This is a genomic window from Paenibacillus sp. NN59, assembly GCF_057597225.1.
On sequence record NZ_CP199678.1, the window covers coordinates 5,610,463 to 5,632,502 of the forward strand.

Sequence of the window (22,040 nt, forward strand, 5' to 3'; positions counted from 1 at the left end):
CGTTTTAGAGATTGTTTGTTAATCAGCTAACTGTAAAGCCGGGCGTAATAACCTCCGAGCGCGAGCAGATCCTGATGCCGGCCCCGCTCAACGACTGTCCCTTGGTTCATAACCGTAATCAAATCTGCATGTTCCACGGTGCTGAGACGGTGCGCGATCAGAATAGTCGTACGCCCCTTCATCAGTACGTTCAGAGCCTGCTGTACCCAATGCTGGGATTCGTTATCCAGTGCAGAGGTTGCTTCGTCCAGCAGGAGAATTGGTGCATTCTTAAGAATCGCCCGCGCAATCGCAATGCGCTGCCTTTGTCCGCCTGACAACGATGCGCCTCTCTCTCCAACCGACGTTTGATACTGCTCAGGAAGTTCCTGAATAAAATGATGAGCGTATGCCGCCTTGGCAGCTTCGACAACTTCTTCATCCGTGGCTTCCGGCTTGCCATAGCGGATATTTTCCTCAATCGTGCCTGCAAACAAGAACGGCTCCTGCGGAACATAAGCAATCTGCCTGCGGATTTCCTCCAGTGTGTAATGGCCAAACGCTTTGCCTTGGAGCAGGATTTCTCCACTGTCCACCGGATAAAAGCCGAGCAACAGCTTGATCAGCGTACTTTTGCCGCTACCGCTGGCTCCCACAATTGCTGCGACCTGGCCGGGAAACACCTTCAAGGACATGCCTTCAATCACCTTTTTATCCATCTGATAGGAAAATTCCACATCGCGAAACTCCACCGCAGCATCCGAAAAATGTTTACTATCTGGAGATCCTAGTCGCTCTGGTTCCTCTTCCTCTGCAAGTACCTCTTGAATCCGGTGAGCCCCCGCGAGCGAATTCTGGGTCATGGACAGAACCATCCCCAGGTTCAATAAAGCGTGCGTCAGATTCACTTGCAAAACCGCCAGGGCAGCAACACTCCCCATTCCCATAAGTCCATAGGCATAGAGAAGACTACCGATGACGATAATGCCACAGAACGTGACGTAACTAATAAAATGATTCACCGCAGCCTGCATGCCGTTCTTCTGTGCAGTTTGCCGAAGCGTCTGGGTCATCTGTTCGTTCAACGTCTCATACTGGCTATAAATCGAACGGATTCGAAACAGTTTCACCATCTGAATGCCGCCCATAAAATCTTTGAATTTTTCAGTCATTTTACCAAGCGTTTGCAATCCTTGTTCGGACAAGACACGAATATCTCGTGCAAATTTCAGGCTGACCGCGGAGGACAATAGCAGAATGACAAAAGATACGCCAGCAAACCGCCAATCGATCAACACCATGGAAACAATAGAGCCGATGCAAAAAACAACTTGTAACAACAGAACGAAGTAAACCTGTGAAAATGTAAACTCAACTGTCGTTACGTCGTTGTTCACCCGCGACAACAAGTCCCCATGGTGCGTCTGCTCCAGAAATCTCGGACGTACTCGGCACAGCTTGTTATAAAGACGCTCGCGGATGTTCAGTACAGTCAGCTCGACACTACGCTGGTACAAGTAAATGAACCAGGGCGAAATAATATTTTCCAGAAACAGCGCCGTGCCCAAAATGATAAAAGCATTCACCATCAGGGACGTATCTCGGGACACGGCGAAATCAACCAAGTTATGTACGACCAAACTGAAGGCGATCAGAAACAATGTCTGGGTGAGAGCCGTTACAGCCAGGCCGGTGGCGTACTGATTTTTTTGCTTGCGGTTCATAAATGTCAGCAAATAGCCAAGTTCTTTAACTTGCGAGATCCATCCGCCCTTTTTCATGTGTGCGCCACCTCCCTGCGTTCGGCGGACTCGGTAAACTCCTGGTAGTAAGACTGGGCATACAGCCCATTCATCCCCAGTAATTGTTCATGAGTGCCCTTCTCCACAATATTTCCCTGTTCCATGACCCAAATCTCGTCGACACTTTGTACCGTAGAAAGTCGGTGAGCAATAACCATCGTTGTTCTCTGTTTCATCAATACACCCAGAGCTTTCTGAACCGCACTTTCCGACTCCGGATCAAGGGCCGACGTAGGCTCGTCCAACAACAGCACGGGAGCATCCTTTAAAAAGGCCCGAGCCATGGCGATACGCTGACGCTGTCCGCCGGACAAAAATCCTCCGCGCTCTCCGACATACGTCTGGTATCCATCAGAGAGCTGCATAATGAAGGAATGCGCCTGAGCAACTTTGGCAGCTTCAATAATCGCGTCCATCGATGCTCCCTCCTGCCCGTAGCCAATATTTTCGGCAATCGTCCCGCTAAACAAATACGAATCCTGAGTGACCACGGAGAAATGTGACCGCAGTTGCTCCGGATCGGCACCATCAATCTGGCTGCCAAACACGCGGATTTCGCCTTCGCCTTTCTCCGGTAGCGGATAAAAGCCGCAAACCAGCTTAAACACCGTGCTCTTCCCTCCGCCGCTCGCCCCGACAAGAGCAATCGTCTTACCTTCCGGTACCGAGAAGCTAACATTCCGCAGGATCGGAGAGTGATCTTCATATCCGAAGGTCACGTTCTTGAATTCAATAGGAGCTGCGTTCGCCTTCGGAATTAAACGGCCATTTTCTGTTTCGGTTGGTTGCTCAACGATGTCGGAAACCCTTCTCAAGGCACCGGCCATTTCGAACGTACGCGTGATAAGCTCGGGAATATGTTCCAGCGGTTCCAGACACAGATTCAGCAAGTATAAGAAGGCAACGAGTTCTCCCGCTCCTAGCTGCCCTTGATAGATCAAATAACTTCCGTAACTGACTGCAAAAATGATCGGACTGATCATCAGTGTAGATAGCAACGGGTTGACCCAGGCTTCCCGCTTTTTTACCGCCAGTTTTTTTTGAGCTGTCAATTGCAGCAACACTTGGTAGGATCGAGATAACATCCCGGATAACAGGTAGCTTTTTACAACAGGCATCCCCCCGAGCGTATCCTGGAGGTTAACGTTCATTCGGCCCATATTGGTCTGAGCTTCCTCCGTCAACCGCTCCAATTGCTTGCCAATCCACTGAGAAACCAGCAAGGCTACCGGAAATAACAGCAGACTGTACAGCATCAGCTCCCATTGGAGGTAGATCAAATATGCGAAACAGCCAATGAACAATAGCGGATGATAGAACCACTGGGCAAAATCCCGCATCATAAACTGCTGGATGAGCTGCAGATCATTATTGATCCGTGACAGCATGTCACCCGAGTGCTGTTTTTCCAAATCGGAGACCCGAAGTTTACCGATATGACGCATGACATCGTTACGGACATCCTGAACCGCAGAGGCACTGCTTCGCTCCACGCCGAAACTCATGAAAAACTTCGCAGGTACACCGATCAGGATGACCACAAAGACCGCATACACGATCTGTAACACGATTGGCCCTGCCCCTTTCTCGGCCTGCGTGGTCAGTTGCTCGATCAGACTTCCCGTCCATATCTCAATGACGGCCGCAGCAATTGCGGACAATATACCGACGATCATCCAGCCCTTGTGACGGCCTACATAAGACATCAGCCAGCGAAACGCTTTCCATGTGGCGTAAGCGGTGTGACGCTTGGAAGGTTCCGCTGTGACTTGTTCTCGAACGAATGGTTGCCGCTCAGCTTCCATGTAGTACTCCAGCCTCCGCCTCAATCTGCCGCTTAACTTGCTCTAAAATATCCCGGATGACGACGGCCGTTTCGTCCACACGCACAAGCTCTAATAGTTCTTCATGCGCGCCTTCCAAACGATAGTCGGTGTAAGCTTGCCTTGTCGCACGCCTCCAGGATGGCAATTGGTGCTCCAGACGAAACGCCTCGCTGTCCTTCGCAATCAATTCATAAATCCGGGCCGAGATCGTTCCAGAATTAATAAGCTGTGCCTCGTACATCAAGGTCGCTTTAACCTTACGATGAACCCGCTCCCGTACGAGTGAGTTACTCATTAATTCCTTCTCTTCTTCGTCAAAATCGGCAAGCATTTCTTCAAGCTCTTTCTCTGACGTTTCAGCAGGCGTCAGCGTTTCCTTAATCCACGAGTCCACCATAAGCACGTCCGTTACGACATGCCCTCTTTTTTCCATCACTTTAGCTACCTCAAACGTCAGGTTGCCTCCAAAGCAATAACCGAGTAACACGTAGGGCCCTTCTGGCTGGATGCGAACAATCTCATCCACATAGCGGTTCAGCATGGACTCGTAATCGGTGGCATCGTCGATAAAATCAATACCGTAGAGTATGAATCGTCCATCGAGCCTACTTGCGAGTTCCCGGTAACCTATGCCGAAGCCGCTACCGGGAGGGAAGCAGAACACGTTAAGATCACCTGTTTTATTCAACTTAATGAAAGAGTCTCCCCCTTGATCTAGCCCCATATCTCCCTCTCCAAAAGCCATGGCTTCAACGGTGAAATGATGGAACTCGCGGTTCAGCGGGATCTCAATTCCTGTTTCATCGTAAACAGCTTGAACGAGCCTCATCAGGCTTAACGAATTGCCTCCAAGTTCAAAAAAGTTATCCTTTACGCCAACCTGCGGAACGGCAAGCGTATCTTGCCATACACGGGTGATTTTCATCTCAAGCAACGTTCTCGGCGCGACATATTCGGCTTCCCTGGCCGCGGTTTCCCCTGGCGCGGGTAATGCTTTGCGGTCAATTTTCCCGTTCGAGGTCAGCGGCATCTGCTGAAGCTGAACGAAGTGAGAAGGAATCATATACCCCGGAAGTTGCTTGGAGAGTTCCTCCTTAAGTTCATGCGCCGAAAACCTGGTTTCTGCGACGTAATACGCAACAAGAAGCTTATTACCGTTCGCGTCGTCGCGATCAAGCACTTTGGCTTCCTGCACAGCTTCAATCTTCAGCATCTGGTTCTCGATCTCATCCAACTCGATCCGGTACCCACGAATTTTCACCTGATGGTCGATCCGGCCCAGATATTCGATATTGCCGTCTGGCAACCAAGTCGCCAAATCGCCCGTGCGGTACAGTTTCTCCCCCTTTACAAACGGGGAATTGACGAACTTCTCCTCTGTTAGATCCGGACGGTTCAGGTATCCTCTCGCAAGGCCTTCCCCGGCAACGAACATTTCACCCGCTACACCAATTGGAACGGGTTGGCGGTTTTCATCCAGAACATACACACGAAGCGTAGGGATAGGCTTGCCGATATTACTCTTCGCCGCCTCTATTTCGGTCCACGTAATTTCCTTATATGTCACATGAACAGTCGTTTCCGTAATGCCGTACATGTTGATCAGCTTTGTCTCTGGGTACTTCGTCTTGTAACCCTTGAGTAATAACGGACTGAGCGCTTCGCCTCCGAAGATGACGTTACGAATCCGTAGATGATATGCATGATCGACCAAGACCTTACGGAGCAACTGGTAAAAATACGTTGGCGTCTGATTCAAAATCGTAACTTGTTCGCGGCTTAGCAGCGTCAGAAAATCAGCGGGACTTTTCGCCGTCAGCGGTGGTACGATGACCAGCTTACCTCCATTCAGCAACGCTCCGTACATTTCCCAAACAGAGAAATCAAAGCAGAAGGAGTGGAACAGTGTCCATGTGTCAGCTGGCCCAAAATCGAACAAGTTCTTGTCGTTAAACAGAAGGCGCACGACATTTTTATGCTCAATTAGCGTTCCTTTAGGTTTACCAGTCGTTCCTGACGTGTAGATAACATAGGCCAAGTTCCCCGATCCAGATATCGGTTCTAAGTTTGAAGAGTCCAGTGTACCTTCGGAGCCGAGCCCATTCTCTTCCCAAACAAAATGATCTAATTCAAGCCGAGTCCCTGCGAAGTCGGTCTTTTCATGCAAATGCTTTTGAATCAGTAATAACGGTGCGCCTGAATCTTCAATCATGAATCGGATGCGCTCCTCTGGATAATCGGGATCGACAGGCACGTAAGCCCCGCCGGCTTTGAGAATCGCTAGGATGCCAACAACCATATCAATCGAGCGTTCGGCTAGAATCGCGACCAGTTGATCGGCTTTGACTCCTGTCTCCCGCAACTTCCGCGCAAGGTGGTTGGATCGTTCGTTTAATTCGCGGTAAGTCAGCTGCGCTTCATTCATGACAACGGCTACGTTATCCGGGTAAACCACTGCCCGTTCTTCAAACAAGCCGTGAATGGTTTGCCCGCGTTCAAATCCGGTTTCGGTGTCATTAAATTGATTCAGGAGCGTTTCCCTCTCATCTGGAGATAGTACATCGGCTTGTCCAAGCTCCAGATCCGGCTGAAATAAAAGTAAGGATAGTAGTCGAACCAGATGATCAGCTGCCTGTTCCACAAACGCATGCTCATACCGTTGCCCGTCATAGCTTATCTCCAACTTGATCGAGCTGTCTTCGCGGTCGAAGCGAAAAATCATATCGTTCACCATCCGGTTGCTCAGCGGTTCAGGATGAATCGGGGCGAAGGTGACCACGGTATTAATGACCGGGAAGCCGTCCTTCGTGTAACCCAGATGGAGCGGCTCCACCATTTTCCGAAAAGGCAGGTGCTGATGATCCAATGCCTCGCCGATGGAGGTTTTAATTCCTCCAAGTAACGTTTTAAGCGTTGTCTGATGGCTTACAGCCGTTTTGATGACCAGGATTTCATGGGACGTCGGCATCTCATCCGCTTCTGCATGATAAGAAGGCATACCGACCAGTACTTGACCCTGCCCTGTATATTTGAACAGCAGGCCTTTTACTCCTGCCAAAGCAACCATGTATATCGCCAAATCGGAACCACTCGCTAGGCCAATAATTCTCTCCGAGAGCTCGCTTGGCAGAATGCGGTGAAGCAAGCCCGGCTTGGCCTGGACTTCCCCACTTGCAGATAATTTGGAGGATTGACTGTAAGGAAGGAAGCTCAGGCTGTCACTGGCATCAAACTTGCTGCTCCAGTACTGTTCTTCCTTTTCAAATAAAGATTTCATGGATACCTCCTCTAAAATGAAGTGACCGCATGCCCCGCGCAGATCCAAAATGTTTGTTTTCGGATCTGTGCATCTATGGGCTTGCATGTTGTTCGTCATCTTACTTGGTATGCGTGCAGATTTCGCTAGACATCAAAGGTACGTCTGTAGAGTTAAAACGCGAATTCGATTGTATCCACCGCATTCTTTCCGTCTGTCTCCGGTTTATGGCATTCAATGCGGTTTAGCTCAAGGTGTGGATTTTCCACGATTTGAGACAGCACCCGCAGGTAATCCTCGGACAAGGTACGAATCATCGTCTCTTTGAACAGTTTGGTGGCATAGAAGAAGCCTCCGCTCAGCGACCCGTTGTTTTCATACATAAACAGGGTTAGATCAAACTTGGCTTCTTCCAACTGGTCGAGTTCAACATTTTTCAGGTTGACCCCTTCCAGTTCGACGTCGTGTTCTTCGATATTTTGCAAGTCGAAAACAGCATCGAATAACGGGAAGCGCCCTGGTTCCCGCTTCACATTCAAACGCTCCACAAGCTCTTCGAACGGATAATCCTGGTTCTCAAAAGCACCCAAAGCTGTCTCCTTCACTTCTTCAAGGTAGGACAAAAACGTTTTGTCGCCTGAAGGACGATTGCGGAGCGCCAACGTATTAACAAACATCCCGATGACTGGCTCCAAATCGGCATTCGTTCTTCCCGCCACCGGGGTACCCACGATGATATCCTCTTGTCCGCTGTACTTGGAGAGCAACAAGGTATACGCCGCTAGTAGCACCATGTACAGCGTGCTTTCTTGCTGAGCTGCCAATTGACGCAATCGCTCAGATAGAGAAGCATCAACGTCGAAATCCAGATGCATGCCTTCGTAATCGCGAATCGCAGACCGTTCATAGTCCATCGGTAAGTCGGCCCTTGGGAGCTCGCCTTCAAAGGCTTTCAGCCAGTACGCTTCCTGCCGCCCGATCCGGTCTTGGTAATCCTTAGAGTGTTGCCAAACAGCATAATCTTTGTATTGAATCCGTAGTGGAGGCAGTTCTTCACCGGCATATAAACTTGAGAACTCATCCATCACAATTGCCATCGATACGCCGTCGGACACAATATGATGCATATCGAACAGGAGAATATGCAGGTCCCGCTCCAGTTCTATAACCCCGGCGCGCAGAAGTGGCGGCTTGCCAAGGTCAAACGGGCGAACGAAGCCGCGAATGGTCTGCTCCATTTGAGTCACATCCTCTGGATCTGCTTGATGGTGTTCGATAGCAAAATCAACCTGCTGGTAAATGCGCTGAACCGCTTCACCCTTCATAACTTCAAAACCGGTACGTAGTGATTCATGGCGAGTTATCAATTTACGCATGGCATCTTCAAAACGCTCTAAATCAAACTCACCTTCCAACTGCACCAGTTCCGGCATGTTATAAAGCTGGTCTGCTCCGTCCAGCGTGTGCTGAATGAACAATCGCTTCTGCGCAGAGGAGAGAGGGTAGTATTCTCTCACATCCGCTTGAGGAATGGCGTCATGCTCCCGTCGCTCCATCCGGGCGACTACCTCGGCCATCGCTGCAATGGTCGAGTGACGGAATACGTCGCGCAGCGGCAGATTGACATTTAATTTCTTAAATACCTTGCCTGCCAATGACGTTGCCCGTAGAGAGTGACCACCAATGTCAAAGAAGTTCTCATACACGCCGATCTCCTTCGTTAGCCCCAGCACCTCTTGCCAAATCGAGGCCAATTTCATTTCCAGTTCATTGCGCGGTGCGACATACTCCGCTCCGCTTCCTGCCTCCCCTTCCGGGGCTGGCAACGCCTTCCGGTCAATTTTTCCGTTTGGCGTCAGAGGCAGATGCTCCATCTTCACGAAGTACGATGGGATCATATACCCTGGCAACTCCTGTGCCAGCGCTCCACGCAGATCGTTTACTGCCAGATTCGTTCCTGTATCCGGTGTGTAATATGCACATAGCACTTTCTGCCCGTTTGCGTCATTTCGAACCAGCACCACGGCTTCGCGTACATTTTCCACCCGCAAGAGTTGTGACTCGATCTCGCCCGTTTCGATCCGATACCCCCGGATTTTTGCCTGGTTGTCCATCCGACCGATAAAGTCCACGTTGCCGTCTTTTGTCCATCTCGCCAGGTCTCCCGTGCGATACAAACGCTCACCTGCTGAGAACGGGCTGTCTACGAACTTCTCTTCTGTCAGCTCTGGACGGTTCAAGTATCCGCGTGAGACCCCAACTCCGCCAATAACCAACTCGCCCAGCACCCCGACAGGCACGGGATTTAAATGTGCATCCACAATGTAAAACTTCGCATTTAACCACGCTTTGCCGATAGGCACATGCCCTGCCTCGGGAAGCATTCCCAGTGGCTCATCATAGAAACTGGAGTCGATCGCTGCTTCCGTTACACCGTAGGCGTTGATGATTCGGAATTTCGAGCCAAAACGTTCCTGCAAGGTTCGATAGTCTCCTACGCTGCAGCTGTCTGAACTTGTAATGAGCAGTTCCATCTGACTCATATCCAGCTGATTTTCATGCACATATTCCATAAACGGCACAATCAGCGCTGGCGTCGATTCAAAAATGGTCACTTGCTCCTGCTCGATCCAGTGGTGCAGACGCGATGGATCGATCCGGTCGTCCTTCGGCACAATGATCATTGCGCCTCCGTTATACAGCGTGCGTGCAATATCACCCACAAATACGTCAAACGAGAAGCTGGCAAGCTGCAATAGCCGCACCGGGAACTGATCTAATCGATATTCCCGTCGGTATCCTGCCGCCGTATTCACCAGACTGCGGTGCTCAACCATGACGCCTTTGGGCTGTCCTGTTGTTCCCGACGTATAGATCACGTAGGCCAGATCCTCTGAACGGGCTTCGTGGAAATCATCCATGCCAGAACTCAGCGGCGCATTGGCCCGCTCCTCGCTGTAGGATGCTTCGTCATCGAGATACAACACTTCCGCCAACGCCAGTTCCTCTGCTGTGAGCCAAGCTTCAGCACGCTCTCGCAGTGGCGTTTGCGTGAGTAGCACCTTCGCTCCACTGTCTTCGAGCATGAACCTCACGCGGTCTGCCGGGTAATCCGGATCGAGCGGTACATACGCGCCGCCTGCTTTCCAGACGGCCAGCACAGCTACCAGCAAATCCACTGAACGTTCGGCAAGAATGCCGACGATGGATTTCCGGCCGATGCTACTTGCACGCAGTGTAGCGGCCAAACGGTTCGCCCGTTCATTCAGTTCCGTATACGTTAGCCGTTCGTTTTCGTACACAACAGCCTCCGATTCAGGCGCGTGTTGCGCCTGTTCCTCAAACAGACGGTGGAACGCAACCGCAGGAGCAACTTCCACTTCCAGCTGCACCGGGTTAAATGCGCTGAGCATTTCTTTTTCCTCAGCCGTTAAAAAGCTCAGCTCAGCAATCTTCGCATCCGGACGGCTTACAATCGTGACAAGCAACTGCTCATAATGTTTGGCCAGCTGTTCGATGGTTTCCCTTTTATAAAGAGCCGTCGCATATTCGAAGCTGTAATCCAAGCCGCCGTTCTCCTCACCCACATCCAAGCTAATATCAAACTTGGCGGTATCCATTGCGCTCGGATAAGAAGTCAAGCGGAGCCCTTCCAACTCGAATTCCTCGTTCTCCGTATTCTGCATCGTAAACAACGTGTCAAAAAGGGGATTACGACTTAAATCACGGGTGACTTGCACCTTGTCCACCAATTCTTCGAACGGATAGTTTTGATGCTCGAAAGCATGAAGGGTCGTTTCTTTAATCTCGTTCAGGTATGACAGGAATGTCTTCTCCGAAGACGGATAACTGCGAATCGCCAGTGTATTCAAGAAAATCCCGATTAACGGTTGCACATCTCCATGGTTCCTTCCGGCAATTGGCGTACCAACAACTACATCTTCCTGACCTGAATATTTGTGCAGAAGCACGTTATAAGCAGCAAGCAACACCATGAACAGTGTCGTGCCCGTTTCTGAAGCCAACTGTTTCAGGGCATCGGTTTTCGAAGCTTCTAAGAAAAACTCCAGTGTGTGACCATCGTAGCTCTGCACAGCAGGACGCGGATAATCGGTTGGCATTTCCAGCACCGGAAGTTCTCCTTGGAACATGTCCAGCCAGTACGTTTCCTGATGCTGAAGCCGTTCCTTCTGCTCCTGTGAATGTAGCCAAACGGAATAATCTTTGTACTGAATGCGTAAAGGCTCCAGTTGTTCTCCCCCATATAAGCGGACGAATTCTTCAACAAAGATCTCCATCGATACACCGTCGGAAATAATATGATGCATATCGTACATTAGAATATGGCGTTCCGGAGCAAGCTGGACAAGGCCTACTCTCAGTAACGGAGGTTTCGCCAAGTCAAACGGACGGACAAAACGATGAACGATCTCTTCGACCTCTTGCTCATCTGCTGAATAGAACTCCACGGCCAAATTCAAGTCTTGGTAAATCCGTTGCGCTGCTTCGCCATCCACCATCTCGAAACCGGTGCGCAACATTTCATGTCTATCCACGAGCTTACGGAATGCGTCTTCGAACCTTGCACGATCCAAAGCCCCCTCTAGCACCATGGCTTCCGGCATGTTGTAACTAAGCTCCGCACCTTCTAGTTGATTCAAAATAAAGAGACGTTTTTGAGCAAAAGATTGTGGGTACACCTCACGTCTCTCCGCCAGCGGAATAGCAACGAATTTCTGCTCATCTAGCCGGGAAATGGCAACCGCCATGTTCTCGATCATAGAATGACGAAACACCTCTCGCAGTGGCAGATCCACGTTCAACTCTTTATGAATCTTGCTGACCAGTGTCGTTGCCCGTAGGGAGTGACCGCCGATGTCGAAGAAGTTCTCGTACACGCCGATCTCCTTCGTAAGCCCCAGCACCTCCTGCCATATCGAGGCCAATTTTCTTTCTAGCTCATTGCGTGGTGCGACATACTCCGTTCCGCTTCCTGCCTCCCCTTCCGGCGCTGGCAACGCCTTCCGATCGATCTTTCCGTTCGGCGTCAGAGGCAGACAGTCCATTTCCACGAAGTACGATGGAATCATGTATCCCGGCAACTCTTGTGCCAGTGCACCTCGCAGAACGTTCATTGCCAGATCCGTTCCCGTATTCGTTGTGTAATACGCGCATAACATCTTCTGTCCTTCTCCATCAGTTCGAACCAGAACGACTGCTTCGCGGACACCTTCCACACGCAACAGCTTCGCTTCGACCTCACCTGTTTCAATCCGGTAGCCCCGAATTTTAGCCTGGTTGTCCATTCGACCGATGAAATCCACGTTGCCGTCTTCCATCCACCTCGCCAAGTCTCCTGTACGATACAACCGCTCACCTGCGGCAAACGGACTGTCTACGAACTTCTCCTCTGTTAATGCTGGACGGTTCAAATATCCGCGCGAGACCCCAACTCCGCCGATAACCAGTTCGCCCAGCACCCCTACAGGCACCGGATTCAGGTGCGCATCCACAATGTAAAACTTCGCATTCAACCACGCTTTTCCGATAGGCACATGCCCTGTCTCGGGCAGCATTTCCAGTGGCTCGTCGTAGAAACTGGAGTCAATCGCCGCCTCAGTCACGCCGTAAGCGTTGATGATTCGGAATTGCGAGCCAAAACGTTCCTGCAAGGTTCGATAATCGGCCACGCTGCAGCTGTCCGAACTAGTGATGAGCAACTCCATCTGACTCATATCCAGCTGATTTTCATGCACATATTCCATAAATGGCACAATTAACGCTGGCGTCGATTCAAAAAGGGTCACCCGCTCTTGCTCGATCCAGTGGTGCAGACGCGACGGATCAATCCGGTCGTCCTTCGGCACAATGACCATCGTGCCTCCGTTATATAGCGTGCGTGCAATATCGCCCACAAACACGTCAAACGAGAAACTGGCTAGCTGCAACAGCCGTACCGGGAACTGATCTAATCGGTATTCCCGTCGGTATCCTGCCGCCGTATTCACCAGGCTGCGGTGCTCAATCATGACGCCTTTGGGCTGTCCTGTCGTTCCCGACGTATAGATCACGTAGGCCAGATCCTCTGGACGGGCTTCGTGGAAATCATTCATATCAGAACTCATCGGGGCATTGGCCTGCTCCTCGCTGTAGGATGCTTCGTCGTCGAGGTACAGCACTGCCGACAAAGCCAGTTCCTCTTCAACGAGCCAAGCTTCGGCACGTTCTTGAAGTGGTTTCTGGGTGAGTAGTACCTTTGCTCCACTGTCTTCCAGCATGAACCGAACGCGATCTGCCGGGTAATCCGGGTCGAGCGGTACATACGCGCCGCCTGCTTTCCAGACAGCCAGCACGGCTACCAGCAAATCCACCGAACGTTCGGCGAGAATGCCGACGATGGATTCACGGCCAATGCCACTTGCACGCAGTGTGGCCGCCAAACGGTTTGCCCGCTCGTTCAGCTCCGCATACGTTAGGCGGTCGTTTTCGTACACAACGGCCTCCGATTCAGGCACGCGCTGTGCCTGCTCCTCGAACAGACGGTGGAACGCAGCTGCGGGAGCCGTTTCTGCTTCGGGTTGCGCCGGGTTAAATGCGCTGATCAATTCTTCCTTTTCCGCTATAGTCAACAGGTGTAGCTCAGCAATCTTCGCATCCGGACGGCTTACGATCGTCGCAAGCAAATGTCCGAAATGAGCCTGCAACCTTCGAATCGTGCTTTCTTTGTAAAGAGCCGTTGAGAATTCAAAGTTGCACTCCAACACGCCGTCTTCTTCTGTAACATCCACACTCAAGTCGAACTTGGCTGAGCCGTAGTCACTAGAGTACGGTGATAACTTCAGTCCTTTCAGTTCTACCTTTTTTTCCTCCAAGTTTTGCAGGGAGAACATCGTATCAAAGAGCGGGTTGCGGCTCAGATCACGAGTGACTTGCACTTTGTCGACAAGCTCTTCAAACGGGTAGCTTTGATGCTCGTAAGCTCCTAAAGTCGTTTCTTTCACTTCTTCCAAATACGAAAGGAAGGTCTTGTCCGAAGTCGGATAATTGCGAAGCGCCAGCGTATTAACGAACATTCCGATTAAAGGCTGCGTGTCTACATGTGTTCTGCCCGCAATCGACGTTCCGACGATCAAATCGTCTTGACCTGTGTATTTATGCAATAGCACGGTATATGCCGCAAGTAACACCATATATAGCGTCGTTCCTCTTTGAGCGGCCAGTTGCTTCAAACATTCGTTCGTCTTCTCATCGACGAAAGATGTTAACGTCTGTCCTTCAAAACTTTGCACGGCAGGACGCGGGTAGTCGGTCGGCATCTCCAGCACTGGCAAATCGCCTTGGTAACGTTCCAACCAATAGCTTTCTTCCCGTTTCGACTGCTCCTTTTGCTCGTCTGACTGTTGCCATACCGCATAGTCCTTGTATTGAATGCGTAAAGGCTCTAATGTCTCGTCGCTGTATAGACGGACGAGTTCATCGACGAATACGTCCATCGAAACCCCGTCAGAGATAATATGGTGCATGTCAAACATCAGTAAATAACGTTCGGTCGCCAGCTCTACGAGTTTCGCTCGCAGCAGTGGAGGCTTCGCCAAGTCGAAAGGCTGGATGAAGGCCTGTACAACGTCTGGCGCTTCTTCCTCGTTCGCATGGCAGTACTCCACAGCAAAGTGGGCACTCTCATAAATGCGCTGTACTGCTTCGCCTTGCACGATCTCGAAGCCGGTTCGCAGCGTTTCGTGCCGTGCAATCAGTCCGCGGAAAGCCTTTTCCAGCAGACTCCGATCGATTGTTCCTTCCACCAGTAACACACCAGGCATGTTGTAGCTCTGATCTGCTCCTTCCAGCTGATTCAGGATATACAACCGCTTCTGAGCTGATGAAAGTGGATAATATGCTCTTCTGTCTGCCAACGGAATCGACGAGAACATCTGCTCTCCGATCCGGGATATGGCTAGGGCCATCTCTTCAATTGTCGAATAGCGAAATACGTCCCGCAGAGGCAATTCAACGTTCAACTCCTGGTGCACCTTACTTACGAGTGTTGTCGCCCGAAGTGAATGGCCGCCAAGGTCGAAGAAATTATCATGAACGCTAATGTGCGCGAGTCCGAGTACACTTTTCCAAATATCAGCCAGACTGGCTTCGAGTGGGGTCCGTGGTAGAGTCCCCTCTTCTCCAACCTGCAAGCTCTCCTCTGGCGCCGGGAGAGACCTGCGGTCAACCTTGCCGTTCGTTGTCAGCGGGAGTTGCTCTAGCTGGATCAAGTATGACGGAATCATATAGGCCGGTAGCTCCTGGGAAAGTACACTCTTCACCTCAGCCGCTGGAAGCTCAACGTCTGCTTCATAATACGCACAAAGTTGCTTTTCGCCGGAAGCACTCTCTCTGGCAAATACCGTTGTTTTCCGAATGCCTTCCACTTTCTGAAGCTGAGCTTCAATCTCGCCGAGTTCAATCCGGAAGCCACGAATTTTCACTTGGTCATCCGTCCGTCCAACGTATTCAATCGTACCGTCCGGCAACCATTTCGCTAAATCCCCCGTTCGGTACATGCGTGCTCCCGGTTCAAAAGGATGTTCCACGAATTTCTCTGCCGTCAGCTCAGGCCGGTTATTATAGCCCTGTACCAAGCCTTCTCCACCAACGCATAATTCGCCAGCCACACCGATCGGCAGAAGTCGGTTCCGGCTGTCCACGATATACACCGTTGTATTACTGATGGGTCTTCCTATAGGAACGGTAACGGCTGCGTCATCAATGAAGTCGACCGGAAGGTATGTGGTATACACTGTGCTTTCCGATGGGCCATACAGGTGGTTAAGTTTTCCCGGTCCGATATGGGCGAGTGCTTTACGCACATGGCCAACCGACACTCGCTCTCCTCCGAACAATATTGCCCGGACATCTCGCAAGCAGTCGATGTTCACATCTATAAGCACGTTGAAAAACGCCGTCGTTATCAGCATCACAGAGATATGCTCACGCTGAATGAGATCTGCAAGCTGACCAATCTCCAGCACAGTCTCACGGGGAACTAGTACCAACCGTGCTCCGTTGGTTAAAGCACCAAAAATATCGAAGATCGCTCCGTCAAACGAATAACTCGAAAGCTGGAGGACATGATCGTGCTCCGTGATGTCGATATAATTCGTATTTCGCACGATACGCACGATGTTACGATGTGAAACAAGGTTGCCTTTCGGCTTGCCCGTCGTGCCTGACGTATAGATGATGCATGCCAGATCTGTCGCTTCTGTGCCTGGATGTAGATCAGTGCTGTCCTCGTGATAGAAAAATTCATCATCCAATAAGATCACGGAGTCCGAATCCGCCAGACGTTCACGCAAGTGGCTCTGGGTCAGCATGACCTGAGCTCCCGAATCATCGATCAGAAAACGGATACGCTCCTCTGGATATTCTGGATCAATTGGTACGTAACCCGCCCCGGCTTTGTGTGCCGCCAGCATACCCACCACCATTTCAATGGAACGCTCAGCCATAATAGCGACTAGTCTCCCTCGGGTTATCCCGTGACTACGCAAGGTACGGGCAAGGCGGTTGACACGTTCATTCAGAGCGCGGTAGGTCATCTCGTGTCCATTCAAGGTGACAGCAGTTGCATCCGGGATGCGCCCCGCTTGTTCCTGGAACAATTGAATGAGCGTCTTATCGCGAGGAAACGCTGTGGTGGTATCGTTAAAACGTTCGAGTAGGTCCGTCTTTTCTGCCTCCGTCACAAGTTCCAACTCACCCACCGCAATTTTCGGATTAGCCGTCACCTGCTCCAGCAGATGTACGAGATGCCCCTTCAGTCGCTCGATACTATCTTTGTCGAACACTTCAGCATTAAAATCGAACCTGATTTCGATCTCGGCTCCTGGTGATACGGTCACGTTGAAGTTATAGTTCGTCTGCTCCTCCATCTGAACGTCTGCGATCGTCAGTTCCCCATGGTTCTGGTCGCCCGCTTGCTCCATCTGTTCATCTACAGGATAATTCTCGAAAGCGATGATATGGTTGATCAGGTTCTGCTTTTGCAAGCTGAGGGCTTGAATCTCATACAGCGGATAGTAATCATAACTCCCGGACTCCAGCGCTCGCTCCTGAAGCTTCACCATCAAGTTGGCAAATACGGTGTCGGCTTCACTCGTGACACGAACCGGAACTGTATTGATAAACAGACCGATCATGGACTCGACGCCTGGAATCTCCACCGGTCTTCCGGCTACAACGCTACCAAATACGGCATCGTGGGTTCCGTTATATTTTTGCAACATCACACCCCATGTAGCCTGCAAAAGTGTATTTACCGTAACCAGGTGCTGTTTCGCTACCTGATCCATCCGTTCACTTAAATCCTTGCCCAGCAGAGCTGTGACGTGATCGGCTTTAAATCTGTTATGCGGCGCTGATTCCTTTTGCCCGGGGAGTACCGTTTGCCCCTCATAACCTGCCAAGAATGCCGTCCAATAATCGGATGCTGCCTTATCGTCCTGCTTCTCCAACCATTCGATATAAGTACCGTAATCTGCTCTTTTATCTACCACCGGTTGCTCACCAGAGATCAAAGCAGAATACACCTCGAACAGCTCCTGTGTCAGCTGAGACAGACACCAACCATCCATTAAAATATGCTGGAAACTCCACAATACATGGTAGCTTTGCTCTTCAGTACGGTGGATCGTAAAGCGAACAAGTGCATCATGTTCCATGTCGAAGCCGCGAAGTTTGTCATCCTCGGCCTTTTTGTCCAGATAGGCCTGTTTCTGTTTTTCATCCATTTTCAAATGAAGCAACTCTTCATATTCGAAGCCAACTGGTTTATCACGGTACACAATTTGCAACGGCTCCCCTGTCGGACCTTTCACAAAATTCGCCCGTAACACCAGATGTCGTTTCGCAAGCTCCATCCAGCTTTTCTCGAAAAGCTGGACATTGAGTGCTCCCCGCATCGTAAATCGCGTCTGCTCGAAGTAAGCAGCTGTTTGCTGATCAAGCGCGCTGTGGAACCACATACCCTTTTGCATCGGCGTAAGCGAGTAAATATTTTCGATTTCCCCGAGATGACCGGAACGCTGAGCGATTTGCTCCAATGCTGTAATGGTCAAACCTTTAAATTGTACGTCGCTTGGTGTCAGTTCGGTATGTTCTTTCCCTACACAGTGCGCTATGAGCTCTCGGAGACTTTGCTCAAGTCCTTGAGCAAAAAATTCCATTGTTTCCTTCCGATACTGCTTTCGACTGTAGCTAAGATCAAGCGATAAAGCTCCGTCCAGCACCATGCCGTTAATATCCAGCACAAAGCTGCGGGCCTGCCGATCACTAGCCGGGCTACCACTGGAATAAGCAGATATGCCGATCTCATCTTGATTGACATCATCGTCGAACTGACCGAGGTAATTAAAATTAATTTCCGGCTCTGCGCCCCAAACCAAGCTATCCTCCGACTTGGAGAGATAACGGCATACGCCATAGCCAAGACCTTTGTTAGGAATGCGGCGCAAGCGTTCCTTGACCTGTTTAATCTGGTAGGCCAAATCCCGATCGCTTTCCGGCTCCAGGACCACTGGGAATTTGGTCGTAAACCAGCCAACTGTGCGATTAATGTCGATATCAGTTCCGATGGATTCACGTCCATGTCCTTCGAGATTGATCCGCACACGTTCGTGTCCTGTCCAATTACGAATGGCTATGCCGAGCGCCGTAATTAAAATATCATTCATTTCAGTGTTATAAGCTCGGTGAACCCGCTTCAGTAACAGCTCTGTTTCTTCGGGAGTTAGACGGACGAATAGTGATTCGCTGTCTTGTTGTGTCGTCATATCCGTCTCCATATCCTTCGGTATGGCAGGAACCTCAATTTGTTCCACGTCCTGCCAGTAGGCTCGCTCCTTCGCAAGCTCTGCACTTTGTGCGTAAGCGGCCAATTGTTCTGACCAAGTGCGGTACGCATCCGTTTTCGCCGGGAAACGAATGTTCTCGTTTTTGACTGCCTGCTCGTAACCCAGTGCGAAATCCTCCATCAAAATACGCCAAGATACACCGTCCACCACGGCATGGTGAACCGTCAGTAACAGATGATCGCCATCCGCACACTGAAAGAGTCCCGCTTTCATAAGAGGCCCATTCTCCAGATTAATACCTGCTTGAATGTCCGTTGCCTTCGCTTCCACAACCTGCCCGGTGTGTTGCTCATCCTTGAAGTCGAACACATCCAGCGTGAACAACCCGCCTTCCTGAATTGCTCGGTTCCGGGCACTGAACCCTTGTTCCGTCTTACGGAATACTATTCGCAAAGCGTCATGATGTTCGGCCAGCTTTTGCAGTACATGTTCTACGGTTTCTTCGTCGAATCGGTCCTTTCGGTACAGCATCACCGACTGATTGAAATGATGGGAATCCACAAAGGAGCTCTCGAAAAACCATTGCTGGATCGGCGTCAGTACTGTTTCACCCGTAACTTCTCCTTGATCGATGGTACGTCCAATCGGTTTCACATGCAGACTGAGCTGTGAGATCGTCGGATATTTGAACAAATCCCGGATTTCCAGCTTGTACCCGGCTTGATGAAGACGCGAAGATACTTGAATGGACTTAATCGAGTCTCCACCAAGCTCAAAGAAGTGATCCGTTACCCCAACGCGATCAGCGTTCAATACGGCCTGCCATACATCAGCAAGAGTCCGCTCCACTTCATTTCGGGGAGCTACGTACTCGCCTCCAATCAGTGCATTTCCTTCTGGGGCAGGCAAAGCCTTGCGGTCAATTTTGTCGTTCGGCGTAAGGGGCATCCTTGGAAGCTGAACAAAATGGGCCGGAATCATGTAATTCGGCAAGTTTTGTGCCAGCGTGCTTCTCAGCTCACCTAGTGTAAGTGGGTGGCTCGCGACCAGGTAAGCACACAGTTCTTGGCCGCTTTTGCCTTCCCTCGCTATTACGATTGTCTCCTGTACAGAGTCAATCTTCAGAAGTTGCTCTTCAATCTCCCCGATCTCGATTCGGAATCCACGGATTTTAACCTGATGGTCGATCCGTCCCAAATACTCCATATTTCCGTCTGGAAGCCAGCGGGCCAGATCTCCCGTCCGGTAAAGGCGTTCTCCCGGTGCAAACGGATGTTCCACGAACTTCTCTGCCGTTAGCTCCGGTTGGTTCAGATAACCTCTCGCAAGTCCCACACCTGCTACGCACAACTCGCCGTCCACTCCTAGAGGTACAAGTTGCAGGTAGGCATCCAGAATAAAAATCTGGTGATTCGCCAGTGGACGCCCGATCGGAATCACTCTGTGTTCCGGTTGCTCCTCATTCGCATCCCAAAGTGTCGTAACAATGGACGCTTCAGTAGGACCATAAGCATTGAAATAGTGAACCTTCGTTTTCCACTGTTGCACGAATTCGGCTGATACTGCCGAGCCTCCCGTTACGAGTTTCGTTAAACTAGGGAGTTGATCCGGGTGCAAATAAGCGCTATACGTTGGCGGCAAAATGGCCGCTGTAATTGCATGCTCATTCATATAACGCTCGAACAAACGAGTGTCGAGAATCGTTTCGGCTGTAGGAATGTACAAAGTCGCACCAAAGTAGAGCGCTTTGAACATTTCCCAGCAGGATGCATCGAATGACAGGCTGGCGAATTGAACAATTCGGTCTCGCTCCGTAATACCAAGCCTGTCCGCAAACATCAATTTCAAGCTTACCAAACCCCGATGCTCCAGCATGACTCCTTTGGGTTTGCCTGTCGTACCTGACGTATAGATGACATAAGCGAGGTCATTCGGACCACTAGCGAGCTCCAGATCCGCCCCATCGTTGTCATAGGAGTTCTCGTCATCCAGTGCAAGAACAGTCCCTTTGAAAGGTACTTGGTGCATCAGTTCCCTTTGAGTCAGCAGTAACTGCGCGTTAGAGTCATCCAGAATGTAACGGATTCGTTCTTCGGGGTATTCGGGATCAATGGGCACGTAAGCACCGCCAGCTTTTAGAACCGCCAAAATACCAACAACCGTCTCTAGCGATCTCCTTACCATCAAGCCGACCAATTGATTGGGTAATACGCCGACGGATCGTAGCGTTCTCGCCAGCCGGTTAGCTCGTTCATTCAACTCCGCGTATGAAAGTTGCTGATTCTCAAAAACAACTGCCGTCGCTTCTGGCACCCTCTGTACCTGTTCTTCTATGAGTTGATGGATTGTCCAATCCCGGGCATAGTCCTGCTTGGTATCGTTAAAGCTTTGGAGCAATTTAATTTTCTCTTCTTCAGACAACATATCAATCTTCACGATGTCCAGTTCCAGCTCGTGGAGACCCACAGTTAGCAAGCTGTTGAGATGACCAACAACCCGAGTCATGAATTCAGAATCATATAAATGCTCGTTGTATAAAAGAGCTAACTGTATGGTCCCGCCGGTTATGCTGAACTCAAAAGAACAATCCGTGACCACATATGGTGTGATTTCATCCGTGTGTAGCTCCTTTAGAGATACTAGTGTATGGATGATTGGCTTCCCGTCCTCATATTGCAAGTCCAGCTTCTCCGTCATTTTCGAGAACGGAATATGTTGATGCTGAATCACTTCCGGTAAGGAAGTCCTCAATTCATTCAGAAGTGTTTTAAAAGTCACACCCGCCGCAAACGAGTTTTTTAATATGACGGTATGATTAATGGAGCGTCGCTGTTCCGTCTTTTTCGGTACAATCGGCATACCAACCAAAATGTCGGAAGCGCCTGTATATTTATATAAAAGTGACTGCACACCCGCAAGCATAATCATAAACGTCGCCAGCGGAGTCCCCTTACTCATTTGTAGGACACGTTGCGACGCTTTCTCTGAAAGCGAACCACTAACGGTTGTCATCATGGGTCTTAAAGGGCTTTGCGTTTTGCTGTAAGGTAACCGCGTCAGAATATCATCATCACTACCGAGTTTTTCGTTCCAAAACAACGTTTCTTTTTCAAAAGCCACCTGGATCGTTCCCCTCTCTTCATCGGTAAAAGCAATCCGGCAGAGCCTATGCCGCAGCAATGCTCCCCGCCTTTTCAAAATGTGATAACAATAGCTATGGCTTATGCCAAATCACCGCTCTGCTTATCCAATTGATTGCATATGGCAATCTTCTGCCTGGTAACGATCTCGAACGACTACCCTGCTTGAAAAAAATAGAGACATCGTTTAC

The 22,040-nt window shown here is 50.3% G+C and carries 4 protein-coding genes; all 4 read right to left on the reverse strand.

The features are described 5' to 3' along the window. Window positions 1–26: 26 nt before the first annotated feature. The 4 genes from ACT89M_RS24560 to ACT89M_RS24575 all read right to left on the reverse strand — a co-directional run bounded on the left by ACT89M_RS24560 (window position 27) and on the right by ACT89M_RS24575 (window position 21,889). The gene (locus ACT89M_RS24560) at window positions 27–1,760 is read right to left on the reverse strand and encodes an ABC transporter ATP-binding protein (RefSeq protein WP_308723184.1); all 1,734 of its coding nucleotides are present in this window, start codon (window positions 1,758–1,760) and stop codon (window positions 27–29) included. Next, the gene (locus ACT89M_RS24565; RefSeq protein ID WP_154891782.1) at window positions 1,757–3,586 is read right to left on the reverse strand and encodes an ABC transporter transmembrane domain-containing protein; all 1,830 of its coding nucleotides are present in this window, start codon (window positions 3,584–3,586) and stop codon (window positions 1,757–1,759) included. Before ACT89M_RS24565 ends, ACT89M_RS24560 begins: the two co-directional genes overlap by 4 nt. Further along, window positions 3,576–6,884, reverse strand: coding sequence for a non-ribosomal peptide synthetase (locus ACT89M_RS24570; RefSeq protein WP_487344861.1), 3,309 nt, complete (start codon window positions 6,882–6,884; stop codon window positions 3,576–3,578). Before ACT89M_RS24570 ends, ACT89M_RS24565 begins: the two co-directional genes overlap by 11 nt. A 152-nt stretch (window positions 6,885–7,036) precedes the next feature. After that, a complete protein-coding gene (locus tag ACT89M_RS24575) occupies window positions 7,037–21,889 on the reverse strand; it encodes an amino acid adenylation domain-containing protein (RefSeq protein ID WP_487344862.1) in 14,853 nt (4,950 codons plus the stop codon). Window positions 21,890–22,040: the final 151 nt, after the last annotated feature.

Coding starts and splice junctions, on each gene's coding strand:
- ACT89M_RS24560 (WP_308723184.1), bottom strand. CDS start 1,760: ATGAAAAAGGGCGGATGGATCTCGCAAGTTAAAGAACTTGGCTATTTG.
- ACT89M_RS24565 (WP_154891782.1), bottom strand. CDS start 3,586: ATGGAAGCTGAGCGGCAACCATTCGTTCGAGAACAAGTCACAGCGGAA.
- ACT89M_RS24570 (WP_487344861.1), bottom strand. CDS start 6,884: ATGAAATCTTTATTTGAAAAGGAAGAACAGTACTGGAGCAGCAAGTTT.